At 62.0% G+C, this 2217-nt stretch carries 2 protein-coding genes; both read left to right on the top strand.

Annotation, left to right across the window (positions count from 1 at the left end):
- The coding region (locus tag OXG98_13115; protein MCY3772943.1) for a hydantoinase/oxoprolinase family protein at window positions 1-852 on the top strand (852 nt) is incomplete at its 5' end.
- 25 nt (window positions 853-877) lie between these two features.
- Window positions 878-2217: hydantoinase B/oxoprolinase family protein (locus OXG98_13110; GenBank protein MCY3772942.1), on the top strand; the 1340-nt coding region annotated here is incomplete at its 3' end.

The raw sequence follows: 2217 nt of genomic DNA, 5'->3' as shown, positions 1-2217 counted from the left end.
GCCGAGCCGCTGGAGCAGACGATCGACCAGGCCGCACAGGCTATTCTGACCATTGCCGGCGAGGCCATGGTGCAGGCGATCCAGGAGATCTCGGTGAACGAAGGGATTGACCCGCGCGAGACCCTGCTCGTCGCTGGGGGAGGAGCCGCCGGACTGAACATTGTCTCTATTGCCCAAGCCCTGGGTTGCCCTCAGGTGCTCATCCCCCGGACCGCGGCTGCGCTCAGCGCCTGCGGCGCACAGTACTCGGACATTGTCGCCGAGTTCAGTCTGAGCAGACTGGCGGTGACAGACGATTTCGCCTACACCGAGGTGAATGCGGCCTTACAGTCTCTGCACGCCGAAATGGATACGCTTGAGGCGGAGCTGCGGGGGCGGGGCCTCCGCGATTTTAAGCGGGACTTCTTTGTTGAGGCCCGCTATCCCACTCAGGTCTGGGAACTCGAGATTCCCCTGGAAAAGGACCGCTTTGATGGGCCCCAGGACGTGGCAGCCCTGGTCCAAGGCTTCCATCGGGTGCACGAACGCGTTTTTGCCGTCAAGGAAGAAGGGGCCGAGGTCGAGTGCCTGTACTGGAAGGGCCGTTTGGCCGGACTCCTGGATCGGATGCAACCAGACCGTCCGCCTGCGCGGGATACACCGCGGGAGGCCATTCCACATGCGCACCGGAGTGTGTATTTCGCGGGCCAGGGTCGCACTGATACTCCGCTATACTTGGGATCAGCGCTTGCGCCCGGCATGCAGTTCCACGGACCGGCGATCATCGAGGAGCCCACGACGACGATCGTGCTCTACCCACACAGCGTCGCCCAGGTGGCGCCGCTGAATAACTACCTCATCAGCATACCCTGACTGGCGTATGAGAAAGGCGGTCCGGATGGCGGCGCAGACACCTAGTCGAGAGGGACAGAAGACCACGCTTGATCCGACCTTGCTCGCCGTGCTGGCAAATCGATTTGAAGCGATTGTGCGCGAGATGACCCAGACCCTGCTCCGGGCCGGCCGCTCGGCCGCGATCAGTATTGCGCGTGATTTTTCGTGCTCAATCACAACCAGTGTGACTGGCCAGCACGCGCTCCTGGCCGCAGCGGAAGGTTTGCCGGCTCATATTTACGGCTCTCATCTGCAGGCCCAGGCCATGGGTGAGCTGCATCCCGATCTTGCCGAGGGCGATGCCTTTTTGCATAACGATCCCTACTTAGGGAATTCCCATCCCGCAGATCACACCATCCTCGTGCCCGTTTTCTGCGAGGGGCAGCATCTGTTCACGGCGGTTGCCAAGGCCCACCTGTCCGATATCGGCAATGCCTTGCCCACCTCATATATGCCGGCGGCGCGCGACGTCTATGAAGAGGGGGCGTTGCTCTTCCCCTGCGTCCGCGTTCAACGCGCCTACGCCAATGTCGACGATATTATCCGCTTGTGTCGCCGGCGCATCCGTGTTCCCGAGCAGTGGTATGGTGACTATCTGGCGATGTTAGGCGCGGCCCGGGTTGGGGAGCGTAAGATTCGGGACCTTGTCGCAAAGTATGGCTCCGAGACGATCAGGACGTTCGTTCACGAGTGGTTGGATTATTCGGAACGGCGTATGATACACGCCATCCGGCAGCTGCCAAGTGGCGGCGTGATCGGGACTGGTCGGCACGACCCGTTTCCGGGTCTGCCCGATGGCCTGCCGCTCAAGGTCGAAATTGCCATCGATACGCAGGATGGTCGGATTGAAGTCGATCTCCGCGACAACCCGGACAACGTTGCCGGCGGGGCGAACTCGTCGGAGGCCTGTTCGATATCGAGCGTCATGCAGGGTATCTTTAGCACGCTGGACCCTGACGTCCCCCACAATGCCGGCAGCTTCCGGCGTATACACGTCAAGCTCCGCGAAGGGTGTGTGGTCGGTATTCCGCGCTTTCCGCATTCTTGTTCGCTCGCAACCACGAATCCGGCCAACCGGCTGGTGGGCATCACCCAGTCGGCCTTTGCCGAACTCGGTGATGGCTGGGGCACTGCGGAAGGCGGGGTTGCCCAAAACGCGGGCTATGCAGTCATCTCGGGTACGGACACGCGGCGCAACGGTGCCGCCTACGTCAACCAGCTCATCCTGGGGGGCAATGGCGGGCCGGCTTCTCCTGCGTGCGACGGCTGGGTGACCTACGGGATCGCCGTCATCTCGGGCCTCTTGTACCGGGACAGCGTTGAGATTGACGAACAGAAGTACCC

The sequence above is a fragment of the Gemmatimonadota bacterium genome, assembly GCA_026706345.1.
GTDB lineage: Bacteria > JAAXHH01 > JAAXHH01 > JAAXHH01 > JAAXHH01 > JAAXHH01.
The sequence above is the reverse complement of the archived record's forward strand: the minus strand, read 5'-3'. Positions and strand labels throughout refer to the sequence as shown.